Source organism: Ruegeria sp. CDSA246 (assembly GCF_059611225.1).
This window is the reverse complement of record NZ_JBXWPD010000001.1, coordinates 1-16,739: the sequence shown is the minus strand read 5'-3', so window position 1 is coordinate 16,739 and position 16,739 is coordinate 1. Positions and strand designations below refer to the sequence as shown.

Below are 16,739 nucleotides of genomic sequence, written 5' to 3'. Positions count from 1 at the left end.
CCAATGATGCTGAACGGAAAAATTGCCCTTGTGACCGGCGCGCGCGGTGGCATCGGGCGTGCAATTGTCGCGCGGTTCCTAAAAGAAGGGGCAACAGTATTTGCCGCAGACCTCACACCGGAAGGATCGTTAGACCAGCACGACGAAGATGGCAGTCATTTTGTTAAGCTGGATGTGACTCAAGAGGCAGACTCGGTTGCGGCGATGGATCATGTGCGCGCCACACACGGAAAGTTGGACATCCTAGTAAACGCGGCCGGGATCGAGATCGAAAAAACCGTTGAAGAGACCACGCTGGAGGAATGGAACCAAAGCTTTGCCGTGAATTCTACAGGCACGTTCCTGACCTCGAAATACGCCATCCCATTGATGCGCGAAGCGGCGAAGACAGGGAATAGCGCAAGCCTCATCAATTTTGGCTCCTACGATGGGTTCATCGCTGATCCGGGCCTTGCGGCCTATTGCGCAACCAAAGGTGCAGTACACGCTTTGACCCGCGCAATGGCTTGCGATCATGGCCCCGAAGGTATCCGCGTAAACGCCATCTGCCCCGGCTATATCGATACCCCAATGCTGCAGAGCTTCTTCAACGGAGATGGATCTGGTGGCGCCGGCGGCAATATTGAAACGCTGCAACAGGCCGTGCGCGATGTTCATCCGACGCGCACCTACGGGACGCCACAGGACATTGCAAACCTGGTTAACTGGCTTGCTTCCGACGAAGCACGGTATGCCTCTGGCCAGTTGTGGGTTCTGGACGGGGGGCTGTCTGCACAAGTGCAGCAGATGAAGCTCTGATGCCCAAATCCGTCATCATCACCTGCGCACCCACAGGAGGCATCCATACGCCGTCGATGTCACCACATCTGCCGATTACGCCTGCCGAGATCGCGACAGCAAGTATTGAAGCGGCACAAGCCGGCGCGTCGATCATTCACTTGCACGCACGGCATCCAGAGACCGGCAAACCCGACCCCCGACCCGAGCTATTTCAGCAGTTCCTGCCTGTGATCAAACAGTCCACTGATGTGGTGATGAATGTCTCTACCGGCGGCGGTTTGGGTATGTCGATGGATGAGCGCCTGCTGGCCGCAACTTCGACTAGCCCAGAGATGGCATCTCTCAACATGGGTTCTATGAACTTTGGCATCTTTCCGATGCTGCAGAAATACACCGAGTTTCAGCACGAATGGGAACAGCCATTCCTGGAGATGACAGAGGACTTCATCTTTCCCAACACCTTCAAAACAATTCGTTACGCCATTGAAAAACTTGGTGGTGATCATGGCACCAAGTTCGAGTTCGAATGCTATGATCTTGGCCATCTCTACAACGTCAAATGGTTCGTGGATCAAGGCCTGATCAAACCGCCTTTTTTCATTCAGATGGTGTTCGGCATCTTGGGTGGAGTTGGCGCGGATGCAGACCATCTAACCCACATGCACAACACAGCGGACAAGCTGTTCGGGGCAGAGAACTACGAATGGTCTGTCCTTGCCGCTGGCCGTCACCAAATGCCTTTTGCAACCCAAAGCGCATTGCGCGGCGGAAACCTTCGGGTGGGTCTCGAAGACAGCCTGTTCATCGGCAAAGGTGAGTTGGCCAGATCTAACGCGGAGCAGGTCACGCGCATCCGATCAATTATTGAAAACCTTGGCCTAACGGTCGCGACCCCAGCTGAGGCGCGCGTGCGGCTTGCACTTAAGGGCGGCGATCAGGTTGGGTTCTAAGGAGACGCATATGCAGACCAAAATGTTGATCAACGGTGAAATGGTGGAAGGTACCGGAGAAGCCTTGCACATCCTGAACCCTGCAACAGGCGAGACTATAGGCGAAGTAAAAGAGGCCAGCGATGCACAGATCGAGGCGGCCGTGCGCGGCTCGACAGAGGTATTTGAAGCTTTTTCAACCTCGCCCCCTGCAGAACGAGCCGCGATGTTGCTTCACATAGCTGATGTTATCGAGGCGAACAGCCAGGAGTTGGCAGAACTTGAAAGCCTGGATGTGGGAAAGCCTTGGCCATCCGCTCATGATGACGAGATGCCGCTGACGATTGATGTCTTTCGCTTTTTCGCTGGTGCTGCGCGAACCATGATGGGATCTGCTGCTGGCGAATATGTTGCGGGTCATACCTCGATGATCCGGCGTGATCCAATTGGTCCCGTAGCGGCCATAGCGCCTTGGAACTATCCGCTGATGATGGCGTCCTGGAAGATTGCCGCACCAATTGCGGCAGGATGTTCCATTGTGTTGAAACCTTCCGAGATCACGCCGCTATCTACTTTGCGACTTGCAGAATTGTTACAAGATGTTCTGCCAAAAGGCGTGCTAAACGTGATTCATGGTCGCGGGCTCGGCGTGGGAAATACCCTGATGAACAGCCCGCAGATGGAAGGGATCAGTGTTACGGGCTCTCCGGCGACAGGCATGGCTGCAATGCGGGCTGCTTCCCAGAAAATTAAACGCGTTCATCTGGAATTGGGCGGCAAGGCGCCGGTCATTGTCTTTGATGATGCTGATCTCGATGCTGTGGCCGAGACGATCCGATATGGCAGCTACTTCAATGCCGGTCAGGACTGCGCACAGCCTTGCCGCGTGATGGTTGCAGACAGTATTTACGACAAACTTGTGGCTGCGATTGCCGATCAAGTTGGCCAGATCCAGACTGGTGCACCGAAAGCTGAAGGAACGGAAATGGGCCCGCTTGTCTCTGCGGCACAGCGGGATCGTGTGGCTGGTTTTGTCGATCGCGCACGCTGCAGCTCTGAAATCGTTTCCGGTGGGGCGTCTGGCGAAGAAGACGGCTTTTTCTACCAGCCGACAGTCATCGCTGACGTGGACAATACTGCGGAGATAGCTTGCAACGAGGTGTTTGGACCTGTTGTAACAGTCTCCCGTTTTTCTGACGCAGAAGAGGCGTTGAAGATTGCCAACAACGGGCCTTACGGGTTGGCCTCATCGGTCTGGACACGAGATGTTGGACGCGCGATGCAAATGACATCCAAGCTGCGCTATGGGTTTACGTGGGTAAACACGCATGGGGTCGCGACACCCGAGATGCCATGGGCCGCTATGAAGGGGTCCGGTACGGGTAGCGATATGTCGGTCTATGCGCTGGATGCTTACACCGCAGTCCGTCACGTTATGGTGGCACACTGATGCGGTTGGCTGGAAAATGTGCCTTTGTCACAGGCGGCAAGCAGGGCATTGGGCGGGGCATCGTTGAGGCGTTCGTGGCTGAAGGGGCCGCTGTCACTACCTGCGGGCGTGGCCCTCAACCCGATGATCTGCCGGAAAACGTAATTTGGTACACGCTGGATGTGTCCGAAGCCGACGCGGTTGCAGAGATCGCTAGGACAGTCTGTGGGACTGATATCCTTGTAAACAACGCCGGTGTTCAGGTCGAAAAAACAGTGACCGAAAGCACAGACGCGGATTGGGACTTAGTGATGGGCGTAAATGCGCGAGGCGTTTTTAACTGTTGTCGCGCCTTCATTCCAGAAATGTCGCAAGGTGGCTCGATCATCAACATCGGGTCGATCTCGGGCAATGCCGCGGACCCATCGATGGCGCTCTACAATGCGTCAAAGGCGTTTGTGCATGGGCTGACACGCTCTATCGCAGTGGACCACGGACCAGCGGTGCGCTGCAATGCGATCTGCCCGGGGTGGATTGAAACGGGCATGCTGGACGCAGCGTTCGACCTCGCTCATGACCCGGAAAAAGCTAAATCCGACGCGCTGGCTCGCCACGCGGTCAAACGCTTTGGCAAACCTGCCGATATTGCAGCGATGGCTGTGTGGCTGGCCTCTGACGACTCGTCTTTTGCAACCGGCCAGTTGTTCACGGTGGACGGTGGCCTGACGGCGGCCTCCCCCCTTAATCCGGGACTCTTATGATGTCAGAAATTGAAAGAACCGCCATTCTTGGAGCCGGTGTCATCGGGGCAAGCTGGGCAGCTTTGTTTCTCGCCTCGGGCCGTAGCGTGACGGTCTTTGACCCCGATCCGAATACCGAAGCATCCGTTCGCTCTTATATCGAAAAAGCCTGGCCGGCATTGGACGAATTGAATCTCACAGATAGGGCCACACCTGACGCTATCACTTTCGTTTCAACCGCCGAGGCGGCTGTCCAGGGCGCACAATTCGTTCAGGAGAACGTGCCAGAAAGACTGCCAATTAAGCATTCGACCTATGCCGGGATTGAGCCAGAGTTGAACCCTAACGCAATAGTTTCAAGCTCAACTTCCGGCCTGACGCTCGAAGCTTTGCAAGAGGGATGGCGCGATCCTAGCAAATTGATCCTAGGTCATCCATTTAACCCACCGCATCTCATCCCACTGGTCGAATTGACCGTCAACGATTCCACCGGTTCAGATGTTTTGGACCGCACAGAAGCTTTCTACAAAGACATTGGTAAAATCACGATCCGGATCAAGAAAGGCATGCCAGGGCATGTCGCGAACCGTTTGCAAGCCGCAGTTTGGCGCGAGGCCGTTCATATGGCGGTCGAAGGTGTCGCCAGTGTCGAAGACATCGATAAAGCGATGTGGGCTGGTCCGGGACTCCGATGGGCCGCGATGGGTCCCACAACGCTTTTTCACTTGGGTGCAGGCAATGGTGGCCTGCAGGCCTTCTGTGACCATTTCAAAGACACATTCAATGGCTGGTGGGACGACCTGGGCGACCCTCGTCTTGATGAGGATGTCATCAATAAACTGGTCGACGGCATAAAGGATCAAACACAGGGGCAAAGTACCGAAGAGTTATCAGCGCAACGCGACAAGATGCTTACGGCGATGCAAAAAGCTACCCAACACCTTCGGACTTGATGTCAGGCTTGAACATTGGCCAAGCGCGAAACTCGAACGGGGTGCGGCCTTCAATGCGATCCGCACTGGGGGTCAATCCAAATCGTTTGCGGTATGCCCGGCTGAAATGAACCTGTCCATTAAACCCTGATGCTTCCGCAATCTCGCTGAACTTAAGCTCAGTTTGCGTCACTAATCCGCGCGCGCGATCAAGGCGTATGTCGCGGTAATACTCGATCGGTGACTTATGGACATATTGCTGAAACAATCGGCTAAGTTGCCGTTGCGAAATCTTCAACCTCGCTGATATTTCAGGGATCGACAAAGTGGCTTCCAAGTGCGCCTCCATCAAATCGATCGCGTCCCTTACCACTCCAGAGGTGACGTACCCCAGCGGCTCTACGTCTTTGGGGTTCTGTGATTGGCCTTCTCCGCGCACATTGTGATGAAAAAGGTATCGAGCAGATGCATTGGCGATACTCTCACCAGCGACAGAATGTATAAACCGCAATCCCAGATCTGTTGCTGCAGAACCCCCGCAACAAGTGAAAATCTTTCCATCCATAACAATCATGTTCTCCGACACGGTGGTGTCATGGGCCGTTTCGGCAAAGGCGTCGATGTGTTCATAGTGAACCGTTGCGGTCTTTCCTTTGAGTAGTCCAGCCGTCGCAAGAACAATTGCGCCGGTATCCAAACCACCGAGGATTGCTCCACTCGATTCCCATTTCTGTAGGGCTACCTTGAACTGAGGTGTCCCGTGACGCTCAGGTGTCCAACTTGTACTCACCAGAACCATCCAAGGCTTGCGCGCCACCACCTCCGCCAATGGGGCAGTGTCAACGACCAAGCCGCTGCTGGTTTCAATTGGACCACCAGGGTCTGAGACATAGGTCCAAGAAAATCGAGCCGAACCTGTCAGGTAATTTGCTACTCTGAATGGATCCACGAAAGACGTTGTCGCCGAAACATTAAAATGCGAACTCACCAAAACAACTATGTCTAGCTTGCGATCTAATGGCTGCGTCATGACCGATTTTGTAAAACAGCGTCCAAAATTGTCAATTATGTTTCGGAATTACGCAAAAAACACCAGTGTACTGAGCCAAACACTGCCTAAGTGCGAAGGCTAGGCCGAGGGGATCAGATCTCAATCAGTTTCTGAAGCTAGAATGCCGACATTCGCTTCACCGCAGCGAAGGCCCACTTTGAGCCCAGAGCAGTTTTTTGAAAGTCAAAACAAACGTCTGAATGATCATCCCTCGGGCTATGGCGATTTATGTTAAGCTTTACAGAAACCAGCAGAGACATAACAGTTCTAAGGAATAGAGATGGAACGCAAATTGGCGGCCATACTGGCCACGGATGTTGTTGGTTTCGCGGGGCTGGTTTCGCGCGACGAGAGCGGAACATTGGCCGAGTTGGTACGTCTGGAACGTGAAATCATCCGCATGCAAGTTGAGGCGAACCGAGGCCGTGTTTTCAAGTCTACTGGCGACGGATTCTTGGCTGAGTTCTCAAGCGTTATTGAGGCGGTCAACTGTGCAATTGGCATTCAAAAAGCGTCTGCGCTCGAAGCCCGTCAGTCGAACACGGAAAATGCACTCATCTTGCGTATCGGGGTCTCTCTTGGTGATGTCGTTGTACATGGGGCAGATATATTGGGAGATGGTGTTAATATTGCCGCTCGGCTCGAAGCAATGGCCGAGCCAGGAGGAATAGCGGTCTCCGGCGAAGTGATGGCGCAAATAAATGGTAAGGTAGACATTCCACTTGCGGATTGCGGGCACAAAAAACTGAAAAGCACGGATACTTCAGTCCATGTTTACATGACCCAGTCAAAGCACGGTGAAGAAGGCGGGTTTCTGGATTTCGACAAGGATGAATTGGCAAAGACTATGGTAAAGGGCGGCTGCATTTGTGGAGCCGTCCGGTACGAAGTCAATGCACCAGCGATCAGTACAGGGTATTGCCATTGCAGCTGCTGTAGAAAATTCTCTGGGTCAGCGGTCAATGCGTGGACGGCTTTTCCCGTTTCTGCTGTTCGATTTCTTGATGAAGAGCCCGTGTATTTCGCGACTACGCCAATAGCCAAACGGGGCTTCTGCGCCAAATGCGGAGCAAGCCTGACCTACCAACTCGTTCAGCCGAGGGAAACGGCTTACTTGGTTATGCACACTTCGAGCCTCGATAACCCAGAAAACTTCGCTCCATCGGTCCACTCCGGGATAGAAAGCAAAATGCCTTGGTTCGACATTTTGGATGACTTGCCTCGTACACGGTCAGCAGATTCCAAGGTATTATTGGAGGCATGGTCAAGTGTCGGCTTACCTGACCCGGAAACTTGGGGGCCTCTGGCCAAACCGCCTGAAGTTTTCTAGAACCCGCGCGATGTCGGCTTTGTCCGCGTCTTGCCTGTTCATGCGACGCGCAGCGAATGTCGATCCATACCAAACCGGCCCTTGGTGCAGATCGCGGTGAAGGTGTCAGGAGAGCCCAATCTGTCTTATGCTGTGGAACAGCCGAATGTCCGCATTTCTCTCAGGAAACCATCACGGCACGCACCATCGCAATGACCTTAAGCCAACGTGGAATAAACCTCGGCAACTCGCTGAAAGGTCCAAAAGCAGGCGATAGCCGCACATCCACCGGCTAAGCCCACTCGTAAGGACATCCACAAACTGGAGTTCACGCGCCGACACATTATTAAGGCAGGCCAGAGCGCAAGAATAATGGCGACCTGGCCAAGCTCGACGCCAAGATTGAAAGCAAGCAAGCTCTGCCAGATGTTTGGGGATGTAACCTGCAAAATCTTGTGCAACACAAAGCTAAACCCAAGCCCGTGCAAGAGGCCAATCAGCGTTGTCAGAAGCACCATCGTGACTTCAGAGCGCGCATTGTCCTTAAAACCCACAAACGCTGCGACGGCTGCAAATATGATAGAAAGCGCGATCCCAGTTTCGACGGCAGGAACAAACCACGCGCCCGATGGCACAAACCCGAAGAACCCCAGAGACAGCGTCACGCTATGCCCAATGGTAAAACCGGTTGCACGCAGCAATAGCGCCCTGAGTGTCTGCGCTCCAATGACCAAACACACAACAAAAAGAACATGATCCAATCCTTCGAGGATATGTCGTATACCTTCCCAGACAAAACTCAGGAATCCTCCATACCCCTCTTGCTGAACCACCAATGGTTCAGTCATCAGGCCCCGAGATCGGAATATCTGCGGTGTGTCCGAAGCGTAATCGAGAATGAGGTTGGCCGTTTGGTCCTGATCCGGCAAGCCGGGGTCCAGCACGTTGGCAATGCTGTACGATTGGACCGGGCCGTCCGTGTCATAATGCAGGACGAGATCGACAATTGTGTCACCAACAAAAAGCGGTGGCGTTAGGGCCGTTTCGCTGTCCTCGGCCTGTTGAGCTTCGGCCAAAGTTGCAAATCCGGGCTCATTTCCAATTCGATGCAAGCGAACGGACTTAACTGTTCCTCTTATGCGCTGATTGTCGACCAACAGATGCAACCCACCTTCGGCGAATTGCCCCAGACCGTTGGGATCGCTCATGACAGCCTGCAAGTCGACAAAGTGGACCAACTGACCGTCGCTCATGGCATTAGTCGTGAATGGTGCAGCTATCGGCAAGGCATCACCTTCCTGATCACCGACCTTGTCTGCAACCAGATAAGGCATGGGCGTACGGATGTAGACGCGCAGACCGTCTTCGGAATGCTCGACATGCGAAATTCGAACGTTGAGGTTAAGCAAAAAATGTGCCGAGGCTGACAGCGTTAGTGACAAGAACACACCGACAAACAAAGCGCCGAAAGCAAAAACCTTTGGTCTTAAACACTTACGCATTTGGATCGCGAGCCTCGATTACAGTTAATCCATCCAGCTTCCATTGCCCTGACTCAGGTATGACCTCCGCCAGCACCCGAAATGTAACGGCGCGTATGTGGGCGTGCCCCCAATGACCGCCTTGTGCTTTCACTGTCCATTTGGTCAGGGCACTAAATCCTCCCGGCGAGTGGGTTGGGTTAATGCGCTCCAATTTCAGGTCGCTGATATCAGTAACCGTAGCAAGACTGCCTCCTGGCGTTCGGATCGCGAGACCACGTTCAACCTCTGTTGCGATGTCACCTAGAGACGCTTCCGTTACAATGTGCGCCAGCTCTGCCTTTCTTGCGGCCGGCGAAATTTCCAGACTCACCGTGCTCAAGTTCTCGACCATTGAGCGCAGTATATCTTCCGCAGCCTGCAGCTCAGGGGGCTCAGACTTCTTCCAAGGCAAGTCCGGCAAATATCCCGAAAATGCGACGGTTGCCGATGTTGCGGCAATCATGGTTGCGCAACTGGCGCGCTTTGCAACTTTGCCCCTGCACATGAGGAAGAAACCAAGTGAGACGGCACTGATAACTCCGGTGATTAAAGCGATTGCCGGGTTCTGCTGTATCTGCTGCTCGACTGGAACCTGAGTGACAGATGCTTTTTCGTATTGGAGCAAGTGGTTCTGCCACTGAAACTGAGGGTCCACTGGTGTCACAGCTCCAAAGAACGGCCCGGCGATATCGTTTGAAATGGTCGCGACGCGGGTAATTTCCTCGTCAAACATATCCCATGTGACTGTCACCTGTTCGGGAAGTTCTGCCGATGAGAAAGACAGGATAGCTCCGATAAACGCATTGTTCACGGACACTTCCTTTCCAGGCTCGACAACCTGAAAACCTTGCGATGTTAGCTCCAGGAGCTTTGCTGTTGCGTTTGACGGTTGCACTGATTTGCCATCAATTGTCACCGGGTTACGAGAAGCCAGGAAGGGCGCTGCCTGGTTTACGATCAAGGCGCTAAGTTGTGGCGAAAGTGTCTGCCCTACGTCGAAAGTTTCACCGATCCAAGGCGCCAGTTCACGCAAGCGGATCAGCGTCTCATGCCGAACTTCACGAGGTTCGATATAAAGAAATGTTGAAGTTCCGTCCTGGGCTTTTCGATTCAGGCTTTCTGCGGAAAATCGGGTTTCCCAAGGGTCAGGCCAGGAAATCTTTAACTCTGCCTGCTTTGACAAGAAGCTGAAATCCGTGACCGGAACCTCTCGGTCAAAAACCTGCATCCCGATAGTCGCCAGTGGTACACCATCCCACGATGGAGGCACTATAGTCAGCTCCTTGGGAACTGAGTTTTGAAACGGAAAGAACACTTCGACGAACAGGACACGCGGATCTTTTGGCGGGCTGGGAACAATTTGACCCGAGAATGGGTCGCGCTGACCTGCAAGCGGCGAGGCCCGGTCGATGCGCGTTCGGTATTCTAACTTTCTGATTTCAGCGTTTAGCGGCTGTTTGTCCCTTCCAACAATCGACAGCGCCCGACTTACAGCCTGCGTAGAACCCTGATTGAAATCTTGTTCAGCCTCCGGCTCCCCCCCGACGAAATCTGATGACCAACCAATTGGCAACATATCAGCAAACAACGGAATATCTTCGACGTAGATCTCAAGGTCGACGTAGACCCCATCATCTTTGACATGAAGGACAGCGATATTGGGGGCGACTTCTGATCCGTTAGTCAGAACGACATCCGCCGAAACGGCCTGTGCAACTGAAGCCATCAGGCTCAGCATCAGGAATAGTCGGTACAGATACTGCCAAATCGGAATTTTGTTCACCCCTGAACGTTAATTATCCGGCATTGGCGGTGGTGTGTAACCCTCCCATTTTCCCGCTTTGACTTTGTCGGACGGCTCTTTTTCTTTTGAACGCGGGGCATTGATGTACTCGTCGCTTACAGTTGGTGGCAACGCATAGTCATCAACACTTGCTTCCCGAACAACGATCTGGTCCTTGGTGACGTTGATAACCTGTAGATCCCGTGCGAGCGTGAGTGGCCCATCGTAAGTCGAACGGACGCCTTCCAAAATCGCCTGATAATTTTCGGGTGAAAGAACAGAGTGATACCCGAGGGCCATGCGCGGTTCGACGGCGGACATAACTTTGCCAAAAGCCGCAGGTTCGGAATGAACGCGCGTGGCTACGTAGGTTGCCTGCTTCATGTCCCAACCGTAGTATGGGGCCAACGCATCAGGTGGAAGAAACGCCTCGTGAGAAGCGATGTCCGCCCCTTTGGCATATTCGACATACCATTTGTTTGGGTAAGTATCGCCACCAAAGACGTACTTCAGCCCATTCCATTCCAGTGAGTAGCTCACGGAACCATCAAGGCTGTGGATCGCAGGCCAGGAACGGATTGTGACGTCGTTCTCCTGATAAACGATCTCGTTTTCCTGCATGTAATCGAACTCAGTGACTTCAAGCTTGGCGCCGTCATCCGGTAGCGCGCCCGTACGCGTGGCCAAGTCCCAAGCATAGGCTTTTGACATGCCTTCCACATAGGCTTTGGTCCCAAGCTCGTCCTCTGACCCAGATGGACCGAAGACGCGAAGCGGAGTATATCTGCCCGAAAGCCACCCCCCAACATGAAGACCCATGAAGTCTCCAACGTGGTCGACATGCAAATGACTGAAGAAGACCTTGTCGATTTTTGCAAAATCCGGTCGCAACGAAAACAAGTTTCCCGTTGCACCCGTTCCCACGTCAAACAGAAAGACGTCCCCATTCCCAAGTTCTACATAAAACGAAATAGATACGGCCGCCTTGGTTTGGTTTGGCATCCCCGTGCCCAATGCCGTGATACGCATCTCATCCTCGCCGAGGATTTCAGTGTTGGGAAAGTAAGACGCGGGATATACGTCGTTTTCGATTGCAGTGGCACTCCGACCCGTTGGCAACGCGTTTTGCGCCGTGGCTGTGCCAGCCAGTGTCACGCCTAAGGCCATCAATGTGCCGGCTGCGGTTTTCATTAAGTTATTCATTGATCCCCCCTTTTCAAAGCGAAGCCTCTTAAGAGAACACGAATTCGTGAACCTCTCGCTCACCATAGACATCTCTACGGTAGATCCATAGACTACTCTATGTCAAATAAAGAATGCTGTAATCTGAATGTCAGAATCTATAACTCGAAACTCACCCAAAAACGCCGCGACCAAAGAAGACTGGATATTGCTGGCCTACAAAGTACTCAATGAGGGCGGCGTTTCCGCGATAAAGGTCGTGCCAATGGCAAAGCGACTGAACCTGACAAGCGGCAGCTTTTACTGGCATTTCAAAAACGTCAGTGAGCTTTTGGATGAGGTCCTCAGATATTGGGAGCAAGAACTGACTGACAAAGTGATCGCAAAGGCAAAGACATTTGGCGGCCCCCCGGAAGACCGCATTCTTCTTCTTATGAAAAAAGTCATTGAAGAGGACGCCGCCTTGCCGGATCACGCTGTCTCAGTGTGGGCGAATACTGATGAGAAGGTGAAAGAATCGTATCAAAGAACCATCGGCAAACGGTTCCAATTCGCCGCCTGGATGTTTGAACAGGCCGGGTTCTCGAAAGAGGAAGCGAAAGCGCGTGGAAGATTGATGGTTACTTCGCTAATGGGAGACTCTTCGACCGGTCTGAAAGCGCAAGGCGATTGGGAAAAGGTTATAGAGAGGGAACATGCAATTCTTGTCGGAAAGAAGAAGACAGAATAAGTATATCGCCCGGCATTGTTAGTTTGCTCGAAACGGACCGCCAGTTTTTAAGTGCCCTGTAGGAAGAGCACACGCAACAGTGCCAGAAGCCGACGTTCAGTCTGTGACCATCAAGGACCGCTTCGTCCGCGAAAGCAGAAACCGGGCAATTAGCTTTTAACCCACCGCCCCATTACGCAACCGAACTCACAACCCCACCGCCGACCAGCGCCTTCACACCTGTCGTCCCCGGACACGACGTCGGCAGCCTGCGGGCGACGCGTGCCGCCAAATAGGCGAAGGCCTGCGCCTCAAGCATATCTCCGTCCAGACCCACGGCCTCGACTGGTTCGACCGGGCAGTCCAATGCAACGCGCAGCATCTCCATCAATACAGGGTTGTGTCTACCGCCCCCGGTGACCAACAGACGCGAGGGTGGTTTGGGGCAATGTTCCATCCCCTGCACCACGCCCGCGGCACACATGCCGGTCAGCGTGGCCACCGCGTCTGCATCGCTGAGCTCTTGCACCAGTTTGATCATCTCGGAAAAGTCGTTCCGGTCCAGTGATTTTGGCGGCATGCGTGTAAAGTAAGGCTCGGACAAAAACAGCTCGAGTGCGCCCATCTCGACGGTTCCGCCGCGCGCGACGGCTCCGTCGCGATCCATCGGCAGGCCCAGACGCGTCTGCATCAGATCGTCGACCGGTGCATTCGCGGGACCGGTGTCGAAAGCCAGCAACGCGCCGGGGGCTTCGGGGCCATCGTAACTGGGGTCCACATACGTCAGGTTCCCGACACCACCGAGGTTCAGAAAGCACAGCGGCTGGGTTGCCTCGATCCACTTGGCGCAGGCAAAGTGAAAGAACGGCGCCAACGGGGCGCCTTCGCCGCCCATCGCCACATCGTCGCTGCGAAAATCCCAGACGACTGGCACCCCCAATGCCTGAGCCAGCCCTTTCCCGTCGCCCACCTGCAACGTCCCGCGCCCACTTGGTTCATGCGCAAGAGTTTGGCCGTGCACACCGATCAGATCGACCTCATCAAATTCAGACAGCGCCTCGGCATGGGCCAGGGTAACAAGCTCTGCCGCGGCATCCACGTCAGGCCCGTGCCATTGCCCTAAAGCGGCGCGCAATACCGCGCGCTCGTGATCGGAGTAGGCACGATACCCACTTGGACCAAATCCCAAAATCCGGTGCCCGTCCGTTTCGACGACCGCAGCATCCACCCCATCCATCGAAGTGCCGGACATCGCGCCCAAAACCCTGATCGCACCTGTTCGTTTGATGGCCCGCCCCACTTTAATCTCTCCTGCCGAATTCTGTTTGTACCGTCATGGTTGATCGGCACAGCCCGTTTAACCTGCCCCTACCGCTGAAGCCAAGGCAAGCCAGATCACACGAGTGTCGCGCTTTTTCCCGACAATTTGGTATAAGGAACACAAATCGGTTTTGGGTGCATATGTCAGACACATACTCACAGAAACAACCATCCGAAAGCCGGAACTATTTCCTGATCTTCTGGTCCGGGGCTCTGGCCACGATCGGAGGGCAGTTGATCAACCCAAATCTGGTGCTGCCCTTCCTGTATCTGGCTCTGGGCGCGCCAACGTTTTTTGCAGGAATGCTTCTGCCCTTTGTCACCGGATCGCGCCTGATTGCCGAGATCTTTGTCTCGCCCTTCATCAATCGGGCGACCCGCGCCAAGCTTGCCGTTTACGCACCGAACCTGTTGACGGCCGTGGTATTGGCGGCGGTGGCCCTGTTTTCAACAAAACTGCCCAGCGTGATGATCGTGCTGCTGTTCCTGACTACTGCGATGGTGCTGGGTTTGTGTCAAGGGATCACCAGCCTTGGAACCAGCCAGATCTACGGCATCTCTGTCCCCGAAGCGAAACGGAACAGGATGGTGTTTGCGCAAGCCACCATCTCGGGCATTTTGGCCATCATCGTCGTTCTGGTCACGCGCGACCTGCTGTCCGGGGATCAACCGATGCAGCGTCACATCGTCGTCTTGTGGTGCGGCGTGATTGCCATGTTCGCCGCAGGTGTTGCCTTTGCAGGGGTGCGATTGCTTGAGGATGAACAACGCGCCCCTTTGCCGGAGCCGAAGAAAAAACCCAAGCCCCTGGCCGAGTTGGCGACCGGATTCAAAACCGGCATGGCCTATCCCTGGTATCGCAAGTTTCTTTCGGCCCGACTGATCTTTGTGTCGGTCGAGCTGGCGATGCCCTTCTACACAATCCATGCTGCGACGCTGCATATGGGGACCAAGCATTCGCTCAGCTATTTTGTCATAGGGGCCAGCCTTGGAATGGTGATCGGCTCGCTTTTGTGGGGATGGCTCAGCGATCGTGTCTCGGTCAAACCTGTGATGTGGCTGGGGTGCATGATCGCCGCAATCTCGGCCCTGATGGCGCTTGGCTTTACGTTCTTCGGCTACGCTCAGAACGTCTGGGTCTACACGCTGGTGATCCTGCTGCTATCGTTGGGCGGGAATGGGGTGATCTACGGGCGCTACCTGTATCTCATTCAGATGAGCGTTGAAAAAGAGCGCCCCTACCTGGTTGCACTAGGGGATGTCAGCGCTGGCCTCGTTGGAATTGTTTTTGCTGCGATCCTTGGCGCAGTCGCACATCTGCATGATCCGATCACGCCGATTGTTGTCCTTGTGGTGTTGAACATTATCGCAATGCTCTATGCCTTCCGCTTGCCCCCGGTCAAAAGCTGACACAGCCCGCGTTTTCTTGGAAATGGTGGCTTTTCCTTGCCTGACGCGCCGCCTATACAGTGCCCCGCAACATAAACCCAAAGGGCACGATATGACCTACCACCCCAAATCGGATTTCATCGCCACGATGATCGAGCGCGGCTTTCTCGCCGACTGCACCGATTATCAGGGCCTTGACGAAGCGCTGATCAGTGGGTGCAAACCGGCCTATATCGGCTTTGATGCGACGGCCAAGTCGTTGCATGTGGGCAGCCTGATCCAGATCATGATGCTTCGGTGGTTCCAGAAAACCGGTCACCAGCCAATCACCCTTATGGGCGGCGGCACCACCAAGGTGGGAGACCCGTCGTTCCGCGCGGATGAACGCCCCCTGCTGGGTCCCGAACAGATCGACGAAAACATTGCGGGCATCAAAAAGGTGTTCTCGGCCTATATCGATTATGACAGCGATGCCGAAAACAAGGCGCTGATGCTGAACAATGCCGAATGGCTTGATGGCCTGAACTACCTCGATTTCCTACGCGATATCGGGCGGCATTTCTCGGTCAACCGGATGCTGGCGTTTGAATCGGTGAAATCACGGTTGGACCGCGAGCAATCGTTGAGCTTCCTTGAATTCAACTACATGATCCTGCAGGCCTATGACTTCCTTGAGCTGAACCGCCGCTATGGCTGCGTTCTACAGATGGGTGGAAGTGACCAGTGGGGCAACATCGTCAACGGTATCGACCTGACGCGTCGGGTGCTGGATCACGAGATCTACGGCCTGACGTCGCCCCTGCTGACCACCAGCGACGGCAAGAAGATGGGCAAGTCGCAGGACGGTGCGGTCTGGCTGAACGCAGAAATGCGCTCGCCTTACGAATTCTGGCAGTTCTGGAGGAATACGACTGACGCGGATGTCGGCCGTTTCCTGAAGCTTTACACCGAAATGCCGGTGGATGAGTGTGATCGGTTGGGCGCGCTGCAAGGGTCCGAGATCAACGAGGCCAAGATCCGCCTCGCCAACGAAGTCACCGCCCTGCTGCACGGAACCGAGGCTGCAGCCAACGCAGAGGCCACGGCCCGTGAAGTGTTCGAAAAAGGCGGTGTTGGGGACGATCTTCCGACCCTGACCCTCAGCGCGGATGAACTGGGTGACGGGATGTCCATCGTACAGGTCATCGTGAAATCGGGTCTGGCAAAGTCCGGTAAAGAGGCCAAACGGCTGATCGCGGAAAACGGTGCCAAGCTGGATGACGCTCCGTTGACGGATGCCGGGTTGATGATCGACGCGGGTGCTCTGTCGTCACCAATCAAGCTGAGCGCAGGTAAGAAGCGCCACGCGTTGGTTCAGCTGGGCTAGCGAGCCATTCACCATGAAGTAGACGAAACGGCCACCCTTTGCGGTGGCCGTTTTTTGTTTTAGGTATCGGCTAAGCTTAGGGATGCCCTTGCAAGAACCGCGTCACCTTTCATCATCGTGGGCATTGTTACCCTGGCCCGGGCTATTGCCTTCCGGCCCGTTGCCTCCACCGTTGTTCCCTTTACTGCCGCCCTTACCGCCACCTTTACCTTTGCCGCCTTTGCCGCCACCTTTACCGTCGCCGCCCTTGCCGCCACCTTTACCGTCACCGCCTTTGCCGCCACCTTTACCGTCGCC

The 16,739-nt window shown here is 54.5% G+C and carries 15 protein-coding genes; 9 read left to right on the top strand and 6 right to left on the bottom strand.

All coding sequences use genetic code 11. The features are described from left to right. Positions 1-3: 3 nt before the first annotated feature. The 5 genes from AC2FI9_RS00075 to AC2FI9_RS00055 are packed head-to-tail and all read left to right on the top strand — an operon-like array spanning position 4 to position 4,831. Positions 4-798: an SDR family oxidoreductase gene (locus AC2FI9_RS00075; protein WP_109312332.1), complete on the top strand. Its 795-nt coding sequence runs from the start codon at positions 4-6 to the stop codon at positions 796-798. Next, the gene (kce, locus tag AC2FI9_RS00070; RefSeq protein WP_480592599.1) at positions 798-1,730 is read left to right on the top strand and encodes a 3,5-dioxohexanoate:acetyl-CoA acetone transferase; all 933 of its coding nucleotides are present in this window, start codon (positions 798-800) and stop codon (positions 1,728-1,730) included. Before AC2FI9_RS00075 ends, kce begins: the two co-directional genes overlap by 1 nt. Before the next feature lie 10 nt (positions 1,731-1,740). After that, the gene (locus tag AC2FI9_RS00065) at positions 1,741-3,159 is read left to right on the top strand and encodes a gamma-aminobutyraldehyde dehydrogenase (RefSeq protein ID WP_496764465.1); all 1,419 of its coding nucleotides are present in this window, start codon (positions 1,741-1,743) and stop codon (positions 3,157-3,159) included. Next, positions 3,159-3,899 carry an SDR family NAD(P)-dependent oxidoreductase gene (locus AC2FI9_RS00060; protein ID WP_496764463.1) on the top strand — a complete coding sequence of 247 codons (741 nt, stop codon included), beginning with the start codon at positions 3,159-3,161 and terminating at the stop codon, positions 3,897-3,899. Before AC2FI9_RS00065 ends, AC2FI9_RS00060 begins: the two co-directional genes overlap by 1 nt. Further along, positions 3,899-4,831, top strand: a complete 933-nt coding sequence (locus tag AC2FI9_RS00055) for a 3-hydroxyacyl-CoA dehydrogenase NAD-binding domain-containing protein (protein WP_496764460.1) — start codon at positions 3,899-3,901, stop codon at positions 4,829-4,831. The genes AC2FI9_RS00060 and AC2FI9_RS00055 overlap by 1 nt, the downstream gene beginning before the upstream one ends. On the opposite strand, the gene AC2FI9_RS00050 is transcribed toward AC2FI9_RS00055, so the two are convergent. Beyond that, positions 4,809-5,840 (bottom strand): GlxA family transcriptional regulator, encoded by a 1,032-nt coding sequence (locus AC2FI9_RS00050; RefSeq protein WP_496764458.1) that lies wholly within the window; start codon positions 5,838-5,840, stop codon positions 4,809-4,811. The two genes, AC2FI9_RS00055 and AC2FI9_RS00050, sit on opposite strands and share 23 nt — an antisense overlap. A gap of 301 nt (positions 5,841-6,141) precedes the next feature. On the opposite strand from AC2FI9_RS00050, the gene AC2FI9_RS00045 reads away from it, so the two are divergent. Then, on the top strand, positions 6,142-7,191 hold the full coding sequence (locus tag AC2FI9_RS00045; RefSeq protein WP_496764456.1) for a GFA family protein: 1,050 nt from the start codon (positions 6,142-6,144) through the stop codon (positions 7,189-7,191). Between the two features lie 197 nt (positions 7,192-7,388). On the opposite strand, the gene AC2FI9_RS00040 is transcribed toward AC2FI9_RS00045, so the two are convergent. Genes AC2FI9_RS00040 through gntH form a run of 3 tightly spaced genes read right to left on the bottom strand, consistent with a single transcriptional unit; the run spans position 7,389 to position 11,679 of the window. After that, a complete protein-coding gene (locus AC2FI9_RS00040; RefSeq protein WP_496723210.1) occupies positions 7,389-8,612 on the bottom strand; it encodes a HupE/UreJ family protein in 1,224 nt (407 codons plus the stop codon). Between the two features lie 52 nt (positions 8,613-8,664). Continuing rightward, positions 8,665-10,476: a hypothetical protein gene (locus AC2FI9_RS00035; protein WP_496764454.1), complete on the bottom strand. Its 1,812-nt coding sequence runs from the start codon at positions 10,474-10,476 to the stop codon at positions 8,665-8,667. A 9-nt stretch (positions 10,477-10,485) separates the two neighbouring features. Beyond that, on the bottom strand, positions 10,486-11,679 hold the full coding sequence (gene gntH, locus AC2FI9_RS00030; RefSeq protein ID WP_496764452.1) for a guanitoxin biosynthesis MBL fold metallo-hydrolase GntH: 1,194 nt from the start codon (positions 11,677-11,679) through the stop codon (positions 10,486-10,488). A gap of 187 nt (positions 11,680-11,866) precedes the next feature. Here gntH and AC2FI9_RS00025 point away from each other — a divergent pair, with 187 nt between their 5' ends. Then, a complete protein-coding gene (locus AC2FI9_RS00025; RefSeq protein ID WP_496723218.1) occupies positions 11,867-12,388 on the top strand; it encodes a TetR/AcrR family transcriptional regulator in 522 nt (173 codons plus the stop codon). 172 nt (positions 12,389-12,560) lie between these two features. Here AC2FI9_RS00025 and AC2FI9_RS00020 read toward each other — a convergent pair whose 3' ends face one another. Beyond that, on the bottom strand, positions 12,561-13,619 hold the full coding sequence (locus AC2FI9_RS00020; RefSeq protein WP_496765332.1) for an anhydro-N-acetylmuramic acid kinase: 1,059 nt from the start codon (positions 13,617-13,619) through the stop codon (positions 12,561-12,563). A gap of 209 nt (positions 13,620-13,828) precedes the next feature. Between AC2FI9_RS00020 and AC2FI9_RS00015 the strand changes: the two genes are divergently transcribed. Together AC2FI9_RS00015 and tyrS are read left to right on the top strand one after the other, a co-directional pair. Then, positions 13,829-15,097 carry an MFS transporter gene (locus AC2FI9_RS00015; RefSeq protein ID WP_496764451.1) on the top strand — a complete coding sequence of 423 codons (1,269 nt, stop codon included), beginning with the start codon at positions 13,829-13,831 and terminating at the stop codon, positions 15,095-15,097. 91 nt (positions 15,098-15,188) lie between these two features. Beyond that, positions 15,189-16,442 (top strand): tyrosine--tRNA ligase, encoded by a 1,254-nt coding sequence (tyrS, locus tag AC2FI9_RS00010; RefSeq protein WP_496733569.1) that lies wholly within the window; start codon positions 15,189-15,191, stop codon positions 16,440-16,442. Positions 16,443-16,544: 102 nt separating this feature from the next. On the opposite strand, the gene AC2FI9_RS00005 is transcribed toward tyrS, so the two are convergent. Beyond that, on the bottom strand, positions 16,545-16,739 hold a 195-nt coding region (locus AC2FI9_RS00005), incomplete at its 5' end, for a hypothetical protein (RefSeq protein WP_496764449.1).

Bases quoted from the DNA above. Each gene is read 5' to 3' on its own strand.
- AC2FI9_RS00015 (WP_496764451.1), top strand. From the start codon at position 13,829: ATGTCAGACACATACTCACAGAAACAACCATCCGAAAGCCGGAACTAT.
- AC2FI9_RS00075 (WP_109312332.1), top strand. From the start codon at position 4: ATGATGCTGAACGGAAAAATTGCCCTTGTGACCGGCGCGCGCGGTGGC.
- gntH (WP_496764452.1), bottom strand. From the start codon at position 11,679: ATGAATAACTTAATGAAAACCGCAGCCGGCACATTGATGGCCTTAGGC.
- kce (WP_480592599.1), top strand. From the start codon at position 798: ATGCCCAAATCCGTCATCATCACCTGCGCACCCACAGGAGGCATCCAT.
- tyrS (WP_496733569.1), top strand. From the start codon at position 15,189: ATGACCTACCACCCCAAATCGGATTTCATCGCCACGATGATCGAGCGC.
- AC2FI9_RS00045 (WP_496764456.1), top strand. From the start codon at position 6,142: ATGGAACGCAAATTGGCGGCCATACTGGCCACGGATGTTGTTGGTTTC.
- AC2FI9_RS00050 (WP_496764458.1), bottom strand. From the start codon at position 5,840: ATGACGCAGCCATTAGATCGCAAGCTAGACATAGTTGTTTTGGTGAGT.
- AC2FI9_RS00060 (WP_496764463.1), top strand. From the start codon at position 3,159: ATGCGGTTGGCTGGAAAATGTGCCTTTGTCACAGGCGGCAAGCAGGGC.
- AC2FI9_RS00020 (WP_496765332.1), bottom strand. From the start codon at position 13,619: ATGTCCGGCACTTCGATGGATGGGGTGGATGCTGCGGTCGTCGAAACG.
- AC2FI9_RS00065 (WP_496764465.1), top strand. From the start codon at position 1,741: ATGCAGACCAAAATGTTGATCAACGGTGAAATGGTGGAAGGTACCGGA.
- AC2FI9_RS00055 (WP_496764460.1), top strand. From the start codon at position 3,899: ATGTCAGAAATTGAAAGAACCGCCATTCTTGGAGCCGGTGTCATCGGG.